The organism is Pseudoalteromonas sp. ABE4_541, from assembly GCF_056312285.1.
In genome coordinates, this window is record NZ_JBSVEM010000018.1 from 101480 (window position 1) to 119675 (window position 18196).

Here is an 18196-nt window from a genome sequence, read left to right on the forward strand (position 1 = left end):
GTAAAGATTTTAAGTAGGTAAAAGTAATGATTACAGTAGCTCCAGAAGTTAATCAGGCCAATGGCCAAAAAAAGCTAGATCTCGCAAACTTGACGCCAGAGCAAACCTCTCTGCAGATCAAAGACCTCGATCTTTACTATGGCGAAAAACAAGCCCTTAGCAAGGTCAACATGTTGATACCTAAAGGGCAAGTAACTGCATTCATCGGGCCATCAGGCTGTGGTAAGTCAACGCTACTGCGTTGTATCAACCGCATGAATGATTTGGTTGATAGCTGCCGTATTGAAGGTGAGATCATTCTTCAAGGACAAAATATTTATGACAAGCGTGTCGATGTGGCTGCGCTACGTCGAAATGTGGGCATGGTGTTCCAACGCCCAAACCCTTTCCCTAAATCAATATACGAAAACGTGGTTTATGGTTTACGCTTACAAGGTATCAAAGATAAGCGTAAGCTTGATGAAGTAGTGGAAAAGTCATTGCGCGGTGCTGCGCTTTGGGACGAAGTGAAAGATAGATTGCATGATAGTGCGTTTGGTCTATCTGGCGGTCAGCAGCAACGTCTAGTGATCGCACGCTCAATTGCAATTGAACCTGAAGTACTGTTGCTTGATGAACCAACCTCAGCACTTGACCCTATTTCTACTTTGGTGATTGAAGAGCTCATCAACGACTTGAAAAATAAATACACTGTGGTGATTGTAACGCATAACATGCAACAGGCAGCACGAGTGTCAGATCAGACTGCGTTTATGTACATGGGTGAGTTAATTGAGTATGCGGATACAAATACGCTATTTACGACCCCATCAAAAAAGAAAACCGAAGACTACATCACTGGTCGTTACGGTTAAGCGTCTGCTATAGGGGGATTTTATGGAACATAACTTAAACAAACACATTTCTGGCCGTTTTAATGAAGAGTTAGAAAGTGTTCGCAATCATGTATTGAGCATGGGTGGTTTGGTAGAGCAGCAACTAAACCTTGCATTGGATGCCGTTAATGACTGTGATGCTGAAAAAGCAAGGGCTGTGAGTGAGAATGACTACAAAGTCAACGCGATGGAAGTCAACATTGATGAAGAATGTACGCGGATTATTGCTAAACGCCAACCAGCCGCGAGTGACTTACGTTTGGTTGTTGCAATCGCAAAGACTATTGCGGATTTAGAGCGAATTGGTGATGAAGCTGAGCGCATTGCGCGAGTTGCTCTAGATTCATTTACGAAAGATCAACAGGACTTATTAGTCAATATCGAAAATATGGGTCGTCAGGTTTCGAAAATGTTGCATGATGTGCTAGATGCGTTTGCGCGTATGGATGTTCAAAGGGCTTTTGAGGTTCATAAAGAAGATGCAAAAGTTGATCGCGAGTATGAAGCGCTGACTCGTCAAATCATGACTTATATGATGGAAGATCCTCGCTCCATACCAAAAATAATGGACTTAATTTGGTCAGTTCGTTCATTAGAACGCATTGGTGATCGTTGTCAGAATATTGCGGAATATGTCATTTATTTTGTAAATGGCAAGGATATTCGTCATACATCTCAAGAAGATATAGAAAAGTCACTGTAATCTTTTCACTATATTTTGGACCCCAGCATGTGTTGCTGGGGTCTTTTTGTTTTTATCTAACCGATAAAAATCATTCACAACAGCGCTCAATGCTGTAAAATTGCACGCTGCAAAAGCATATAAATATGATTTAAGGGTCAGTTATGCCGACTAATGCATTTTTAGGAGTATTTGCAAAATCTCCTATTAAGCCTATTGAAGAACACATAAAAATCGTACATAAAGCGAGTAAAGCGTTAGTACCATTTTTTAACCATGTTTTTAAAGGCGAATGGACTGAAGCAGAAGCGCTTCGAGTTCAAATTCGCAACTATGAGCGCGAAGCAGATAAGCTCAAACGAGAAGTTCGTTTGCAGTTGCCACGTGGTCTATTCATGCCTGTAGAAAGAACCGATCTTCTAGAGTTAATTACCCATCAAGATAAAATTGCCAATAAAGCAAAAGATATCGCTGGACGCGTTGTCGGTCGCGAAATGGTGATTCCAGAATCAATTCAAGTTGACTTTTTAGCTTATTTACAACGTTGCGTTGATGCGACTAAACAAGCTTCAAAAGCCATTAATGAACTTGACGAGCTACTCGAAACAGGTTTTCGTGGCCGTGAAGTTACTTTGGTTGAAAACATGTTAGTTGAACTGGATGCAATTGAACAAGATACGGATGAAATGCAGATTAAAATCCGTCAAGAGTTGCGTGCAGTTGAAAGTAATTTAAACCCAGTTGATGTAATGTTCCTATATAAGATCATTGAATGGGTTGGTGAATTAGCTGACATTGCAGAGCGTGTAGGCTCTCGACTTGAATTAATGCTCGCGCGTTAATTTTTTAAAAAGAATTAAGTAGTTTTAAAGTAAGGTTTTACAATGGATATCATTGCATCCTACGGTAGTATGCTGGTGCTTGTTGCGGCGGCAGTGGGTTTTTTTATGGCTTATGGTATAGGTGCGAATGACGTCGCAAATGCTATGGGTACTTCGGTTGGCTCAAAAGCGCTAACCATTAAGCAAGCAATTTTAATTGCTATGATTTTCGAATTCGCTGGCGCTTACTTAGCCGGTGGTGAGGTAACATCAACTATCCGCAAAGGTATCATTGATGCCACACCATTTGCTGATATTCCAGAATTAATGATTTTGGGTATGATTTCGGCATTGTTCGCGGCGGGTGCTTGGCTATTATTGGCGTCAATGCTAGGTTGGCCAGTATCAACAACGCACTCGATCATCGGCGCAATTATTGGTTTTGCGTTGGTAGCCGTTGGCAGTGAGGCAATTCAATGGGCTAAAGTAGCCGGTATTGTTGGTAGCTGGATTGTGACGCCAGCCATTTCGGGCTTCATTGCGTATCTTATTTTTATGAGTGCGCAAAAGTTAATTTTTGATACTTCAACGCCATTACAAAATGCAAAACGCTTTGTGCCTGTATACATGGGTCTTGCGGGTTTTGTGATGTCATTGGTAACCATTAAAAAAGGCTTGAAGCATGTTGGTATCAATCTGGGCACCTTTGAAGGTTATGCCTTAGCAATTGGTATTGCCATCTTAGTTGGTTTCATCGGTAAACTTGCAATTGCGCGTTTGAAAATGGACCCTAAAGCAGACAAGCAAATGCAATTCAACAATGTTGAAAAAGTATTCGCAGTTTTGATGGTACTAACAGCATGTTGCATGGCGTTTGCACACGGCTCTAACGACGTTGCTAATGCTATCGGCCCATTAGCAGCTGTAGTGAACATCGTAGAGAACGATGGTGTGATGGCTAAAAAAGCAGCCCTAGCGTGGTGGATCTTACCTCTAGGTGGTTTGGGTATCGTTGCGGGTCTTGCTATTTTAGGTAAGAAAGTAATTAAAACCATTGGTGAAGGTATTACTCACTTAACACCAAGTCGTGGTTTCGCTGCTGAGCTTGCGGCAGCTTCTACAGTCGTTATTGCCTCAGGAACTGGTCTACCTATTTCAACCACTCAAACGCTTGTGGGGGCCGTTTTGGGCGTGGGAATGGCACGCGGTATTGCGGCACTGAATATGGCAGTTATCAGAAACATCGTAGTTTCTTGGGTGATTACATTGCCAGTTGGCGCAGCACTTGCTATTGTTATATTCTATATTCTAAGAGCCGCTTTCGGCGTATAACTTAGAAAGACAGACTTTTAGCTTGAAAAGATCTCAGCACTTAGTGCTGGGGTCTTTTTATTTATGTAGCTGACCCAGATCCAGTTTTAAAGAATACGCATCAGCGTTATACTGCTCACTATCGTAACTCTCTGAGCTAATTAGTGGCAACGTGAATAACTTACCTAGCATCAAGCAATTACAGTACCTTATTGCAGTACATCAGCATCAACACTTTGGCCGTGCAGCAGAAGCCTGTTTTATTGGGCAATCTACGCTCAGTAGTGCAATCCAAACTCTTGAAGAGACATTAGGCTGCCAGCTTATTGAACGAGAAAATCGTAGCCTTATGTTTACTGATATTGGTGAGGAAGTTGTTGTCAGGGCGAAGAAAATTATCGCTGACACGATGAGCGTTAAAGAGCTTACGAAAAGCTATAAACATCCTCTGTGTGGCAAGCTTACACTTGGGGTTATTCCAACTATAGCGAGTTTTATCGCAGCACCATTACACCAGTTTTGCCAGCAACAATTTTGCGATTTACAACTCGTATTGGTTGAAGACACCAGTGACAAGTTGCTTGATAAGCTGGAGCACGGGCATATCGATATGGCCATGCTCGCACTACCTTATCAAACTGAGCGATTTCACACTCAAGTATTAGCAAAGGACTACTTTTCTTTGGTGCACCACAAGGAGTACCATGTGGACGACGATATAAACGATTTTAATTTATTACCAGATAACAGTGTTTTCCTGCTAGAGAAAGAGCACTGTATGACTGGGCATGCGCTAAGTGCTTGCCATTTAAATCGCACGGCATGCATTAATCCGTTCGAGGCGGCCAATCTTCATACGCTATTAAGTATGGTTGAGTATCAACATGGCGTCACTTTTTTGCCTCAAATGGCGATCAATGCAGGTATTTTGCAAGGTAAAAATGTGGTCGCAAATACGCCTTTAGCTGATGCTTATAGAGAGATTGGATTGCTGTGGCGCAAAACCACGGGACGTATAAGAGATTTTCGCTTATTTAGTGATAAGGTGAGCTCTTTTGTACAACAACGCTCCGAACAGCCAAAGTAGCCGTTGCTTAGGAAGGCTCGTATTTATTCGCCGCTGTAAGATTGGGTAAGAACAACAAATACACCCAAACAACCAAATTGAAGTAAGGAATTAAGCCAAGAAAGGTAAACAACCTACTTGGGTAGCCTTTTAGTTTCGCATTTCGATGACATTGATATGCAACTAATAGATTGATAAAAAATAAAAAAATCATTAACTGGTTCATAATTACACTCCTAGATGTCCATAAGGTGATGTGTCGCAATCCTTTGAATGTCCAGTTAAAAAGTGAAAATCAACGACTTAGCTGGACAACCTCATATAGAGTTATTATAGATGAATTAATGACAAGCAAAAGCCGACTTTTGTATAAATTTGTTATCGGATTGTTTTGCGGGATAAAATAGTTGGAATTGCTTTTTTGAGTTTTTCAATGGGCATGGGCTTTGCAATAAAAAAGCCTTGCCCATAGTCGACACCTATCTCTTTTAAGGTTTTGAATATTTCAATATTCTCAACATACTCCGCAACAGAGCGCTTATCTAGTGAGTGACTTATATCATGAACGGCTTTAACCAGAGCAAGATCTATCGGATCATTCAACATATCACGTACGAACGAGCCGTCGATTTTCACATGTTGTGCAGGTAATTGTTTTAAATAACTAAATGTGCTGAAACCCGTGCCAAAGTCATCAATTGAGAAGTGGCAACCTAGCTCATTTAATTTACAGATCATTGCTTGTGTCGCGCTTAGGTTATTAATACTTGCTGATTCGGTGATCTCAAAAATGATGCTATGTGCGCTGACTTGATATTCAACCAAGCAAGCTTGAATATGAGGCAAAAGGCGTTCATCTAGGAACGACTGAGCCGATAAGTTGATAGCAACTTGATTCAATTCAGGATTCTGCGCCACTGCCGCAATGGCGTGTTTGATCACGCATTGATCCATTAAAAATGTATCATTTAGCAGCTCAAGAGCAGGGATAAACTGATTTGGTAGAATAAGCTCTTCCCTAACTTTCAATCTTAATAAAGCTTCATAATACGCGATGGTGTTGTTCTTGAAATCCCAAATAGCCTGATAATGCAATTCTATATTATTATTTTGCAGTGCCTCGCGAACATTATGTCCCCACTCTAAACCAGATTGCAGCGTGTTATTGTCTGCATCATCTTTGCTGTAGCAGTGTACTAGGTTTCTACCAAGGCTTTTGGCAATGTATAGCGCGATATCGGCTTGTTTTAAGCACTCATTGGCGTCGTGGTTTTCTTTAGTGATTTGGGTTAAACCAATGGAGCAACTGATTGAGTAGCTATTTTCTTCTGAATGAAATTTGTGCTTCTCAATCGCCATGCAAACACTTTCTGCTGCCAAATGGGCATCAAGTAGGTTGGTATTGTTTAAAATGATGGCAAACTCATCACCCCCAATTCTAAAAATTAAATGCTCATCACCAATGTTCTTACCAAATAATTGCGATACTTCTTTAAGAACAATGTCTCCTTGCTGATGACCTTTGCTGTCATTGATGATTTTGAAGTGATCTAAATCGATATAGAGTAGCGCATGTTCTACCTCGTTTTGTTGTGAGATAGATGAGCAAAAATGGTGTAACTGTTGATCAAAATAGTAGCGATTATGAAGCCCCGTTAATGTGTCATGTAGAGCGAGATGACGCAATTGCAGCTCTGCTTGTTTGCGCTCATGTATATTATCGAGGGTTGCTGTGATTGTGGCGCTGCTAGTACTATTTTTAATAAGCTGAAAGCGGCACTCAACCCAAATTTGACGCTGCTGCTGGTGATTAATTTGCAGCTCTATTTTGGCTTGATCTTGATGACCTACGATGATGTTATTGAGTACTTTATTCAATGCTGACTGATACTCGTTACTAACAAAATCACATAAATGGTTATTCAAACTCGTTTTAATAGCATAACCAGATAGGCCTTCCCAAGCGGGGTTAATAAACCGGATCAAGCCTTGTTCATCTAGCTCCATCACGACGGTATTGAGATGTAACAATATGCGTTGATGCGCTGAAAATAGCTCTTTATAGCTTTGTTCACTGCGGCTTAGTTGAGATACTTTTTCTTCGAATTCGGCGTAACTGACCATGAAGTCTTCGCGTCGAGCTGCGTGATCACAGACTTTGCTAAGAATTGAAATGTCATACGGCTCACGTACAAAATCAGTAACCCCCAGTAACAAGAGTTGTTCAGCATAGTCTGCATCTCGGCTATCGATAATGGTCACAATTGCCTGATTAGGGTTGTACTTAAGAATACTTTCAACCAAATCTTTGGTTGCATTGGCTCGTGTTGCGGTGGCATCAAGTAAAATAATGGCGTAGCTAGATTGCCTAAATAACGATAATGCTTCATTGGTTGAGGTGACATGCGTACATGCAAAATTCAGCGAAAGATGCTGGCAGATCTCATCCGCACGTTGTTGGTTTGGCTCAAGTAGTAGCAGTGTTAAACGGCTACTTTTTTCTAAATGCGTTGACAGAACATTGGCAAGTACATGAGGCAGTCTATGATGACGTTCAAATGGTAGCACGGCATCAATGCTGTAACTGCGGGCGGTGGTTTCGGCAATTCGTTCACAGTAAACGGGTGGGATCAATAAGATCGGCGTGTTTTTGGGCGTTTTTAATAAACCAGAACGAACCATGCGAGAGAATCGCCAGCCATCAATTTTACCTACATCAAGGCCAGTGATCACAACATCAACAGCTTGCTGTTTTAAAACTTGCAATGCAGATTGGCTATCTTCACATTCTATAAAGGTAAATACATCCAGTTTTTGTAGCGTGTCGATTATTGCACTGCGCTCATGTTTACTAGAGTTTACAATCAATAAATTTAATTGTCTGGCCACGATTAACGCTTTAACTCCATATCAACAAACGACACCTCTATTAATGCTTAAAATATAAGCTTCTGTTTTAAATGATTAATAAATAAATTTGTAGGGGTTTATAAAACAGCATCTCAGTGGCGTGTTTTATGCAACATTCAGCCTCGCTAGGTTAATGCTATTTGCACTTGGTTACAAGCACTTGATTTAGCCCTGTAGGATCACTAGACTTGGCGACTATTTTCCTACAAGAGATGTAGCCATGCGCGTAGCTGACTTTAGTTTTGAACTTCCAGATGAATTAATTGCCCGTCATCCAAAAAAAGAACGTTCGAGTAGTCGCCTGTTGTCACTCGATGGTAATAGCGGACAGCTTGAACATAAGGTGTTCACCGACATTGTTGATATGTTGAATCCAAATGACATCATGGTATTCAACAATACCAAAGTGATCCCTGCGCGTATGTTCGGCCAAAAATCCACAGGTGGTAAGGTTGAAGTCTTAGTGGAAAGGGTGCTTGACGACCATCGTGTATTGGCGCATGTGAGATCAAGTAAGTCGCCAAAAGAAGGTGCGACACTCATCTTAGAAGGCAAAGCCGAAGCAACGATGTTGGGTCGCCACGGTGAGTTGTTTGAGTTGCGTTTTAGTGGTGAGCAAAATGTGTTTAGCATTTTGGAAGATATTGGTCATATGCCTTTACCTCCTTACATTGACAGACCTGATGAAGAAGAAGATAAAGAACGCTATCAAACCGTTTATAATGAGAAACCGGGTGCTGTGGCTGCGCCCACAGCAGGTTTGCATTTTGATGAAACGTTATTGCGAAAAATAAAAGCTAAAGGTGTAGAAACGGCGTTTATCACATTACATGTAGGTGCGGGGACTTTTCAGCCTGTAAGAGTTGACTCGGTTGACGAACATATTATGCATTCTGAGTATATTGAAGTGCCCGAAGATGTGGTAGAAGCGATTAACAAAGCCAAAGCTAACGGTGGACGAGTGATTGCTGTAGGCACGACTTCTGTACGTTCATTAGAATCAGCGGCTAAGATACACGGTGGTGAATTAAAAGCATTTTCCGGTGACACGGATATTTTTATTTATCCAGGCTATAAATTCAACGTGATCGATGCCATGGTGACTAATTTTCATTTACCCGAATCAACCTTGATCATGCTGGTCAGTGCTTTTTCTGGTCAGCAGCATATAATGAATGCTTATCACACAGCGATAGAGCAACGTTATCGTTTCTTTAGTTATGGTGATGCGATGTTTTTAACAAAGAAAACAAGTTAATTAAAAGAGACCCAGCTAAGGCTGGGTTTTTTGTGCCTGTTTACTTTGTTTTACCCGTCATTGTCTTTAAAACAGAAATTTCGACCCAATAATTAGAATTGCACCGTTAAACAAGGTAGAATTGAGCGATTTTTCCACCTGATTGTTAACACACATGGTGTTAGCAGCTACTAACGTTGGACTGTTTTTCCGACTTTGAGGTAACAATGAAATTTGAATTAGATCGCACCGATGGCAAAGCGCGTCGTGGCCGCTTGATTTTTGACCGTGGTGTAGTTGAGACACCTGCTTTTATGCCCGTAGGTACTTACGGTACAGTGAAAGGCATGACTCCTGACGAACTTAAAGGCACGGGGGCTCAGATTTGTTTAGGCAATACTTTCCACCTGATGTTACGTCCAGGTACTGAGATTATTAAGCAGCATGGTGACTTGCATGATTTTATGAACTGGGACAGACCAATCTTAACTGATTCGGGCGGTTTCCAAGTGTTTAGTCTTGGTGCAATGCGCAAAATCACCGAAGAAGGCGTATTGTTTAAATCGCCAGTTAATGGTGAGAAAATTATGTTATCGCCAGAAAAAGCGATGCAGGTACAATGTGACCTCGGTTCTGATATCGTAATGATTTTCGATGAATGTACGCCATATCCTGCGACGGAGAAAGAAGCGCGTGACTCGATGGAACTTTCTTTGCGTTGGGCTAAACGCTCTAAAGAAGGCCATGGAGATAATCCTGCCGCGCTATTTGGTATTATCCAAGGTGGTATGTATCCTGAGCTACGTGCTGAATCACAAAAAGGCTTGGAAGAAATTGGTTTTGACGGTTATGCACTTGGTGGATTGTCTGTAGGTGAGCCAAAAGAAGATATGATCCGCATTTTGGATCATTGTGCTTATAAAATGCCAGAGGACAAACCTCGCTACCTTATGGGGGTCGGTAAACCGGAAGATTTAGTGGAAGCGGTACGCCGTGGTATTGACATGTTTGACTGTGTGATGCCAACGCGTAATGCGCGAAACGGTCACTTGTTTATTACTGGCGGTGTAGTGAAGATCCGCAATGCGGTCCATAAAACAGATACTGGCCCTTTAGACCCTGAATGTGATTGCCATACCTGTGAAAACTACTCACGCGCTTACTTACACCATTTAGATAAGTGTAACGAGATTTTAGGTGCACGTCTTAACACTATCCATAATCTTCGTTACTATCAGCGTGTTATGGAAGGTTTACGCAACGCGATTAGTGAAGGCAAGTTAGACGACTTTGTAAAAGATTTTTATGCACGCCGAGGCCAAGAAGTGCCACCGCTTGCAAATACTGAACAAGATTGAATATAAAAATTTAAAGAGGAAGTGTTATGAGTTTATTTATCTCTAGTGCGCACGCGAGCACAGCAGGTGCTGCGCCAGCAGGTGGTGGTATGGAAATGCTGATCATGCTCGGTATTTTTGGTTTGGTATTTTATTTTCTAATTTACCGTCCTCAAGCAAAACGAGTAAAAGAGCATAAAAACTTAATGGGCGCGTTAGCTAAAGGTGATGAAGTGCTAACGCAAGGTGGATTGGTTGGAAAGATCACAAAGGTAGCGGATGACAAAGATTTTGTTGTGATTGCGCTCAATGATCAGGCTGAAGTAACGGTTCAGAAGTCAGCGGTGTCTGCAGTGTTGCCCAAAGGCACAATGAAGTCGCTTTAAGACAATAATAATAACAACAAAGGGATAATCCAGTGTTAAATAAGTATCCAATGTGGAAATACTTGCTGGTATTGGCGGTGTTAGCGGTTGGTATTTTATATGCCACACCAAATTTGTATGGCCGAGATCCGGCCATACAAGTATCTGGTACTAAAGGTGCCAGCGCTGACTTAGCTGTACTTGACCAAGTTAATAACACACTTGCACAGAACAACATCACAGTAAAATCTTCCGTTCTTGAAAATGGTCAAGTGCTCGTTCGCTTTAAAAATGTTGAGCAACAATTGAAAGCACAAGACTTACTTCGTGGCAGTTTAAGTGACGATTATATTTCTGCCATCAATATGAGCCCTGCACAGCCAGAATGGCTAAAGAGCTTGGGTGGAAACCCAATGAAGTTGGGCCTTGATTTGAGTGGTGGTGTTCATTTTACCATGGAAGTCGACATGGTTACGGCGCTAGATAATGCGCTAGAAACGATGGAACAAGATTTTAAAAGCGACTTGCGTGGTGAAAAGCTCCGTTATCGCGCAGTGCGCAGAGTTGCTGGCAGCGAAAGATTGCAAGTTACTATGCGCAATGAAGAAGACAAAGACGCTGCAGAACGTTTTTTAAAAGGTCGCTACCCTTTATACAATTTTGTTAATGACAGTAGCAATGACTTGGCGTTTTACGTGAGCTTAAGTGAGCAAAAGCTTAAAGAGATCCGTGATTATGCAATCAAGCAAAACGAAACGATTATTCGTAACCGTATTAACCAACTAGGTGTTGCGGAGCCAAATGTACAGCGCCAAGGTGCCGAGCGAATTATTGTACAATTGCCGGGTGTTCAAGATACCGCGCGTGCAAAAGAAATTTTGGGTGCAACCGCAACACTAGAATTCAGAGAAGTTGACGAAAATGCTGACGTACAGGCCGCAGCGCAAGGTCGCATACCGCCTGGTACTGAAGTGATTAATCACAAAGATGGTTTCCCTGTCGTACTGAAAAAGCGCGTCATTCTGGAAGGTAGCCACATCACTGGCGCACAATCTGGCTTAGATGAATACCAACGTCCACAGGTAAGTATCAATCTAGACAGTAAAGGTGGCGCCAAAATGAATGCCTTTACTAAGCGTGCAATTGGTAAGCGTATGGCTACCGTATTCATCGAATATAAGCCATCAGGTAAAAAAGATGCCAATGGTAAAGCACTTCCACCTATAAAGGTTGAAGAAGTTATCAACGTTGCAACCATTCAAGCGCGTTTGAACAACTCTTTCCGTATTACTGGTATTGATAATCCTGCAGAAGCGCATAACTTAAGCTTACTATTGAGAGCAGGTGCTTTGGTTGCACCAATTCAGATTGTAGAAGAGCGTACGGTTGGTCCAAGCCTTGGACAAGAGAACATTGAAGCGGGTATGACAGCTGTTGTACTAGGCTTTGCATTTGTTCTGGCTTTCATGTTGATTTATTACAAAGGTTTTGGTTTAGTTGCAAACCTTGCCCTTGCTGCAAACTTAGTGATGATTGTGGGTGTTATGTCGATGATCCCAGGCGCAACGCTTACATTACCTGGTATTGCAGGTATCGTATTAACCGTAGGTATGGCGGTAGATGCCAATGTGTTGATCTTTGAACGTATCCGTGAAGAGCTTCTTGAAGGTCGTAGTCCTCAACAAGCCGTACACCATGGCTATGATAGTGCATTTAGTACTATCTTCGATGCAAATATCACAACCCTGATCGCAGCGATTATTCTGTTCTCTGTCGGTACAGGCCCTATTGCTGGTTTCGCAGTGACGTTAGCGATTGGTATTATCACTTCAATGTTTACGGCCATTGTTGGTACCCGCGCGGTTATCAACCTGTGTATTGGTGGTAAGCGTATTGAAAAGCTTTCTATCTAGGAGACGGATATGCAGTTATTAAAATTAAGTGACACTATCCGCTTTATGTCGGCAAGAAAGTTGACGATGGCTTTATCTGCTTTGTTGATAGTGGCATCGATTGCTTCAATAGCTATTCGGGGATTAAATTTTGGTTTGGACTTTACTGGGGGCACTGCCGTTGAAGTTGGTTTTTCTCAGCCAGCTGATCTGACTAAGATCCGAGAAGTACTGGCCAAAAATGGTTTTGCTGATGCGTCCGTGCAATTATTTGGTACTAGCCAAGAAGTGTTGGTTCGTTTAGCCCCTCGTGGAGATGGTGTAAAAGCAGAAGTCATTGGCAACCAGCTTATTGAAGCACTTAAGCAGGCAGACAGTAGTGTTGAAATGCGCCGCATTGAGTTTGTTGGGCCAAGTGTTGGTGAAGATTTAAAAGAGCAAGGTGGCTTAGCGATGCTTACGGCGCTTATTTGTATCTTGATCTATGTTGCTTTTCGATTCGAGTGGCGTTTTGCTTTGGGTGCCGTAGCCGCATTATTTCACGATGTGATTTTAACCATGGGTTTGTTCTCAATTTTAGATCTTGAATTTGATTTAACTATATTGGCAGCAATTCTTGCTGTAATAGGTTACTCACTGAATGACACCATCGTTGTATCGGATCGTATCCGTGAAAACTTCAGAAAAGTACGTATTGATGACACGATTGAAATCATCAATATTTCACTGACACAAACATTAAACCGTACTTTAGTTACATCAATTACCACTATTCTTGTGTTGATCGCCTTGTTCGTATGGGGTGGTCAAACAATCCATGGCTTTGCGACAGCGTTGCTATTTGGTGTGTTTATTGGTACGTATTCTTCAATTTATGTTGCAAGTTCGGTTGCAGTGGCAATGGGGGTGAGTAAAGAAGATTTAATCCCTGTTGAAGTAGAAAAAGAAGGTGCAGATTTAGACCCAATGCCTTAGTTTCTTAGTCAAATTGAAAAAGCCGCGTAACCGCGGCTTTTTGCTCGAGCATGATTTTAGAATGGTATAGTCACATCTAAGATACATCAATACGCCTTTTTTCTGTTAGCGCAATTAGTCGAGTAAAATAAAGGGCTGACCAGTTGCCTTTGCTTGATACATTGCTTTGTCAGCATTGCCTAAAAGCTCAGATTCACTCACCCCATCATTAGGAAATATCACAGCGCCTATGCTCACTTCCAACTCCACTTCATGAACTCTCTTGTTCGCACCTTCGATACAGTAAGTATCTGCGAGTAATGTATACTTGTTTTGCGTAAGCTGTAAAAGCTGTTCTTTACTCGAGACATGCGGTGCGATAATCACAAATTCATCACCACCATAGCGAGCAACAAAGTCTGATGTACGGCGGAACATTTTTAATTTAGAAGCAATGGACTTAAGTAGTTGATCGCCAGCTTGGTGCCCGAGTTCGTCATTCACTGTTTTAAAATTGTCTAAATCAATGAAAAGCATTCCAAATTGAGTTTTGTAGCGTAATGCATCTTGGACATACTTATGTAGCTCAGCGTCAAAAGAGCCGCGGTTGTTTAGCATGGTTAATTTATCCATAACAACTAAGTTTTCAAGGTTCCGTTGTAACTCAAATCGTTCCTTAGAGAATATGATCGTTCTTGTCAGCAATGAGGTGGTGAGTTCTTGCTTGGGAATATAGTCTTGTGCGCCAAGCTGGATCACTTTCTCACCGATTGTATATTCTGAATTACCCGTTAAGACTATGATGGGAATTTTGCTAACAAAATGTTTTACCGCAATGAGTGTGTTTAGCCCTGTACTTTCTGGCAAGTTAAGGTCGAGCATTATCATGTCCGGTGAGCATTGACTAATGGCTAAATTTAGCGATTTTATGTTGTTAAATGATTTGAGCCTGAATTGGTGTCGACCCTCATATTGCGCTAGCGTATTTTTGATTAAATATATGTCTTCATCATTGTCTTCCAACAAAAAGATTAGCCAGCGATTCATGAGTTTTCCTTTATGAAGTGATTATAACTAAACCAATATTTTAAGAGCACTTCTAGTAGATCTATCAGATCTGAAACTCTATTTGGCTTGGTGATGTAAGACTTTGCACCGTTTAGAAAAGCTTGTTCAATATCGCCAGGGTGGTTGGATGTGGTGTATCCGATCAAACAAATTTTATCGCATAGGCCTTTTGCTTTAAGTTGACTCATAGCCTCAAGCCCACCCATTTTTGGCATGTTTAAGTCAACGAGATATACATACTCGGTAGCGTTTGCATGCGATTCAACATATTCGAGAAGTTGTTCGCCATCTTGGAGAATAACCAACTCAGGTTTCGGTAAAACATGTTCACATGCTGTCGTAAATAGATAGACATCATCAGGGTCATCATCGACTAATACGATATTCATATTAGCTCCTAACTGTTAGGCAGGATAATAGTAAAGATCGTGCCTTCCTCTTTATTACTTCGACACTGTATTTCACCTTCATGTAGCTTAATTATTTCTTTGCATATGGCTAAGCCGATGCCATTGCCAGAAGACTTACTATTGTTGAGTCGCTTAAATGGTTCAAAAACGCTCTGCCAATGGGTTTGTTCAATGCCAATGCCATTGTCTTGATAATATAGATGCACTTTATTGTTATGTATTTCGCTAGAAATAGTAATTTCGGGGGCACGTTCCGTAGATGAAAATTTCAGACTGTTTGATATTAGGTTTTGAAACACTTGAACAAATAATGAAGGGTCAACTAACAAAACTTGTGTCCGGTTTTTTATTTCGATCTTGGCGGTGTGTTCTTCGATACTGCAACTAACTTGATCGCAGGCGTTATCAAAGATTGCGCCTAACGTTGTAGGAAGCTGTTTGATCTTTTGGGTTTGTAAACGAGATAGCTTCAATAAATCTTGGATCATAGTACGCATTCTACTTGCAGCTTCAATTAATCGAGACATTTCAAATTGTGCCTTGGCATCACTTTGGAGGTATTCAGATAGTCGAACAGACAAGCTATCAGTGAATGCGGTTATTTTCCGCAAAGGTTCCTGTAAATCATGCGATGCTAAAAAGGCGAAATGCTCTAGGTTATCGTTAGAAGTCTGTAATTGCAGGAGTAGCTGTGCTTTCTCTGTTATATCAACAAATGTACCGAGCAAAATCTTGGGGGCATGGTGCTCGTCTCGGGAAATGACAGTATCAACCGCACTGCACCAACGCCAATCGCCATCTTTGTGTTTGATGCGATATTCCACAGGAAGTAATTGCTGTTCCTTACTATGAAATACTTCTTCCATGTGTGTTTGTACACGCTGTTTATCTTCCGGGTGAATAAGCTGTATTAGCGTTGTTTCTTGAAGATCTAAAATTGTGTAACCTAGCAAATCTGTATACCTACGGTTTATCCGGGTATTTTTTTGCTTTTCGATATCATACAAATATAAGCCACAGACCGCAGAGTTTATAATTTGCTCCAAGAACGCCCTATTTTGGTCTAGTTCAAGTTCAGCATATTTTCTAGCTGTAATATCAATGGCTGTTCCAACTATTTTTTCAACTTTATTATGTTGGTCTAAAATTGGATAGAGTGTTGTCTGATACCACCTTTGTTCGTCATTAAATGGCAAGCTTTCGACATATTCGATAGGCTGTTTACTTTCTGCGCAGAGCGCATAGTTGCTGGAGAGTTTTTTGACTAAATGGTCTGGAAAAACGGTATTGGCAAGAGAAGACAAACGTTTATTGATTATATCTTCAGATTGCACATTGCTCCTTTCACATGCAGCGGCATTAAATTGCAGATAAGTGAAATCGGAATTAGGTTCAACCCGCAGTAGCCAAATAGCCTGATTAGTCCCATCAAATAAACAGTTTAATATGTTGGTTTTCTCCGCTACCTGTGATTCTAGTTGCTTGCTATCTTGAATGTACCTCACTGCACCAGACATAATAGACGCATTACCTTGTTGGTCAAACTGACTGTTTGCGATGGCCATAAACCAAGCGTAAGTCCCATCTTTATTACGACCCAAATACTCTACTTGCAGTCGTTGTTTTGTTTCAAAATGCTTTTTAATTGCTTCTTCAACCTTAGATCGATAATCAGGGTGAATATGTTCATACCAATCTAAATAAGTCGGACTCTTTAAATGCTCTTTACCAATCATCTTCATCAATGTGGATGAATAGGTGACAGAATCATTTTTTATATCCCATTCCCAAACGCCGTCTTCTGTGGCTTTTACTGCTCGTTCAATTCTGTCGTGAGAGTCATCAAGCTGTCGTTCTAGCTTTTTATATGAAGAAAGGTTGTTGAAGACGATGAGAATTAACTCTTCTTGCTCTAAAGAGCTCTTTAGTAGCCTGATATCCATAGGAATAGAATTTCCATCGCGAGAAATCACATGACATAACTGTGCTTCTGCTTTTTTATGGTTGCGTCGAGCTCCTTGAATAAGCGTATTAAGGTCACAAAGAGGATCGTCGAATTGCATATGTTGAGACAAGTCAGTGCTTAATATGGCACTCGCATCCTTATAGTTAAGCTCTTTTAAAAAGTGTTTATTACACTTCATAATTTTATGCGACTTATCTAATAGCAGCATACTCACTGGCATATTCTCAAGGATAAATTCTGATGCTTTTTGCTGCTCTAGCAGCAATTTCAGTTGCTCTTGTTCTGTTGTCAATTTGCTTAGTTTATCTTTGACACCAAAAAACTGGCTTGGTGTGGGTATTGCTATGGCATTCGGTATTAAGCGAAAAAGATAGAGTGCTGTGACTATAGATACGATAGCGGTTAAGGCTTTTGAAATTCCATGAATTCCGTAGGCTCCATGCCATACTGTATAAATCCCGATTAAGTGAGTAATACCACATAAAGTGATAAAACTAGAAAAAAGTACAAATAGCCAATGATTTCCAATATCAGTTCGTTTCTTTTTGAAAATGATGATAGCGATAGGAATAGAGAAGTAAGCTGTGGCTATCAAAAGATCAGATATAACGTTGGTCAAAAGCAAATGCGGTTGCCATAAATAGCAATGCCCACGCGGCATATAGGCCTGATGAAAAAATGAGTGAATGCTATTTAACTCCATTTCTACATATCCTGATGGTGAATGCATCTCTAAGCCTAGTATGTAACTAGCAAAGCACAAGATCACTTAAAGTGAGAAAAGCCTATCGCAAATATCACACTTTAAAGTAATAAGAGCATGCAGTCCGATGAAAGTTTTAGAGCAATTACTATGGAGAATGTTATTTTTCGAATGTAATACAATCAAAAAATAACCAAAAACAAGCCTCTTTGCCTTGTTTTTGACCGAACGGTGTGTTTTTCTTAATTTTCTTTAAAAAACGCTTGATCAAAAAAAGGAACGCCCTATAATGCGACCCCACTGACACGGAGCGCTACGCACTAAAGCGAAAACGAAACGAGTCAAGGTCAAGTAAAACTTAAACTTGAAACTTCTTACCAAGAAAACTTCAAATTAAGTGTTGACAAAAAATCGGGAATGCTTAGAATGTACATCCCTCGAAACAACAAGCAGTTTCGAAACGTTCTTTAAAAATATGAAGCAATCATCTGTGTGGGCACTCGTACATGTTGAGTTCTAACAGCAAAATCTAGCATTGCTAGAGGATGCAAACAAATTTAGAGTCTCAAATGTAACTGAGTGACTTCATAGTCAATTCG

Annotated in this window: 15 protein-coding genes; 10 read left to right on the plus strand and 5 right to left on the minus strand. The window is 40.9% G+C overall.

What is annotated here, in order from left to right:
• Positions 1–26 precede the first annotated feature (26 nt).
• The 5 genes from pstB (at position 27) to ACW689_RS16645 (ending at position 4776) form a co-directional block, all read left to right on the plus strand.
• On the plus strand, positions 27–854 hold the full coding sequence (gene pstB, locus ACW689_RS16625) for a phosphate ABC transporter ATP-binding protein PstB (RefSeq protein WP_476293094.1): 828 nt from the start codon (positions 27–29) through the stop codon (positions 852–854).
• 22 nt (positions 855–876) lie between these two features.
• Positions 877–1578, plus strand: a complete 702-nt coding sequence (gene phoU, locus ACW689_RS16630; protein ID WP_476293096.1) for a phosphate signaling complex protein PhoU — start codon at positions 877–879, stop codon at positions 1576–1578.
• Positions 1579–1721: 143 nt separating this feature from the next.
• Positions 1722–2399: a TIGR00153 family protein gene (locus tag ACW689_RS16635; RefSeq protein WP_476293097.1), complete on the plus strand. Its 678-nt coding sequence runs from the start codon at positions 1722–1724 to the stop codon at positions 2397–2399.
• A 42-nt stretch (positions 2400–2441) separates the two neighbouring features.
• Entirely contained in the window at positions 2442–3710 is a 1269-nt protein-coding gene (locus ACW689_RS16640) for an inorganic phosphate transporter (RefSeq protein ID WP_476293098.1), read from the plus strand.
• 151 nt (positions 3711–3861) lie between these two features.
• Positions 3862–4776, plus strand: a complete 915-nt coding sequence (locus tag ACW689_RS16645; protein WP_476293100.1) for a hydrogen peroxide-inducible genes activator — start codon at positions 3862–3864, stop codon at positions 4774–4776.
• A gap of 7 nt (positions 4777–4783) precedes the next feature.
• On the opposite strand, the gene ACW689_RS16650 is transcribed toward ACW689_RS16645, so the two are convergent.
• Positions 4784–4981, minus strand: coding sequence for a hypothetical protein (locus tag ACW689_RS16650; protein WP_476293101.1), 198 nt, complete (start codon positions 4979–4981; stop codon positions 4784–4786).
• A gap of 152 nt (positions 4982–5133) precedes the next feature.
• The gene (locus tag ACW689_RS16655; protein ID WP_476293102.1) at positions 5134–7644 is read right to left on the minus strand and encodes a GGDEF/EAL domain-containing response regulator; all 2511 of its coding nucleotides are present in this window, start codon (positions 7642–7644) and stop codon (positions 5134–5136) included.
• A gap of 241 nt (positions 7645–7885) precedes the next feature.
• On the opposite strand from ACW689_RS16655, the gene queA reads away from it, so the two are divergent.
• The 5 genes from queA (at position 7886) to secF (ending at position 13471) form a co-directional block, all read left to right on the plus strand.
• Positions 7886–8923: a tRNA preQ1(34) S-adenosylmethionine ribosyltransferase-isomerase QueA gene (queA, locus tag ACW689_RS16660; RefSeq protein WP_476293104.1), complete on the plus strand. Its 1038-nt coding sequence runs from the start codon at positions 7886–7888 to the stop codon at positions 8921–8923.
• 206 nt (positions 8924–9129) lie between these two features.
• The gene (gene tgt, locus ACW689_RS16665; RefSeq protein WP_476293105.1) at positions 9130–10260 is read left to right on the plus strand and encodes a tRNA guanosine(34) transglycosylase Tgt; all 1131 of its coding nucleotides are present in this window, start codon (positions 9130–9132) and stop codon (positions 10258–10260) included.
• A gap of 26 nt (positions 10261–10286) precedes the next feature.
• Complete coding sequence (yajC, locus tag ACW689_RS16670; RefSeq protein ID WP_476293107.1) at positions 10287–10625, plus strand: preprotein translocase subunit YajC; 339 nt, start codon at positions 10287–10289, stop codon at positions 10623–10625.
• A 32-nt stretch (positions 10626–10657) separates the two neighbouring features.
• Complete coding sequence (secD, locus tag ACW689_RS16675; RefSeq protein ID WP_476293108.1) at positions 10658–12517, plus strand: protein translocase subunit SecD; 1860 nt, start codon at positions 10658–10660, stop codon at positions 12515–12517.
• Between the two features lie 9 nt (positions 12518–12526).
• Positions 12527–13471, plus strand: a complete 945-nt coding sequence (gene secF / locus ACW689_RS16680; protein ID WP_476293109.1) for a protein translocase subunit SecF — start codon at positions 12527–12529, stop codon at positions 13469–13471.
• Positions 13472–13585: 114 nt separating this feature from the next.
• Here the strand turns inward: secF and ACW689_RS16685 are convergent, their stop codons facing one another.
• Genes ACW689_RS16685 through ACW689_RS16695 form a run of 3 tightly spaced genes read right to left on the minus strand, consistent with a single transcriptional unit; the run spans position 13586 to position 17624 of the window.
• Positions 13586–14497, minus strand: coding sequence for a GGDEF domain-containing response regulator (locus ACW689_RS16685; protein WP_476293111.1), 912 nt, complete (start codon positions 14495–14497; stop codon positions 13586–13588).
• On the minus strand, positions 14494–14907 hold the full coding sequence (locus tag ACW689_RS16690) for a response regulator (RefSeq protein WP_476293113.1): 414 nt from the start codon (positions 14905–14907) through the stop codon (positions 14494–14496). The genes ACW689_RS16685 and ACW689_RS16690 overlap by 4 nt, the downstream gene beginning before the upstream one ends.
• Before the next feature lie 8 nt (positions 14908–14915).
• Positions 14916–17624 carry a PAS domain-containing sensor histidine kinase gene (locus ACW689_RS16695; protein WP_476293115.1) on the minus strand — a complete coding sequence of 903 codons (2709 nt, stop codon included), beginning with the start codon at positions 17622–17624 and terminating at the stop codon, positions 14916–14918.
• Positions 17625–18196 lie beyond the last annotated feature (572 nt).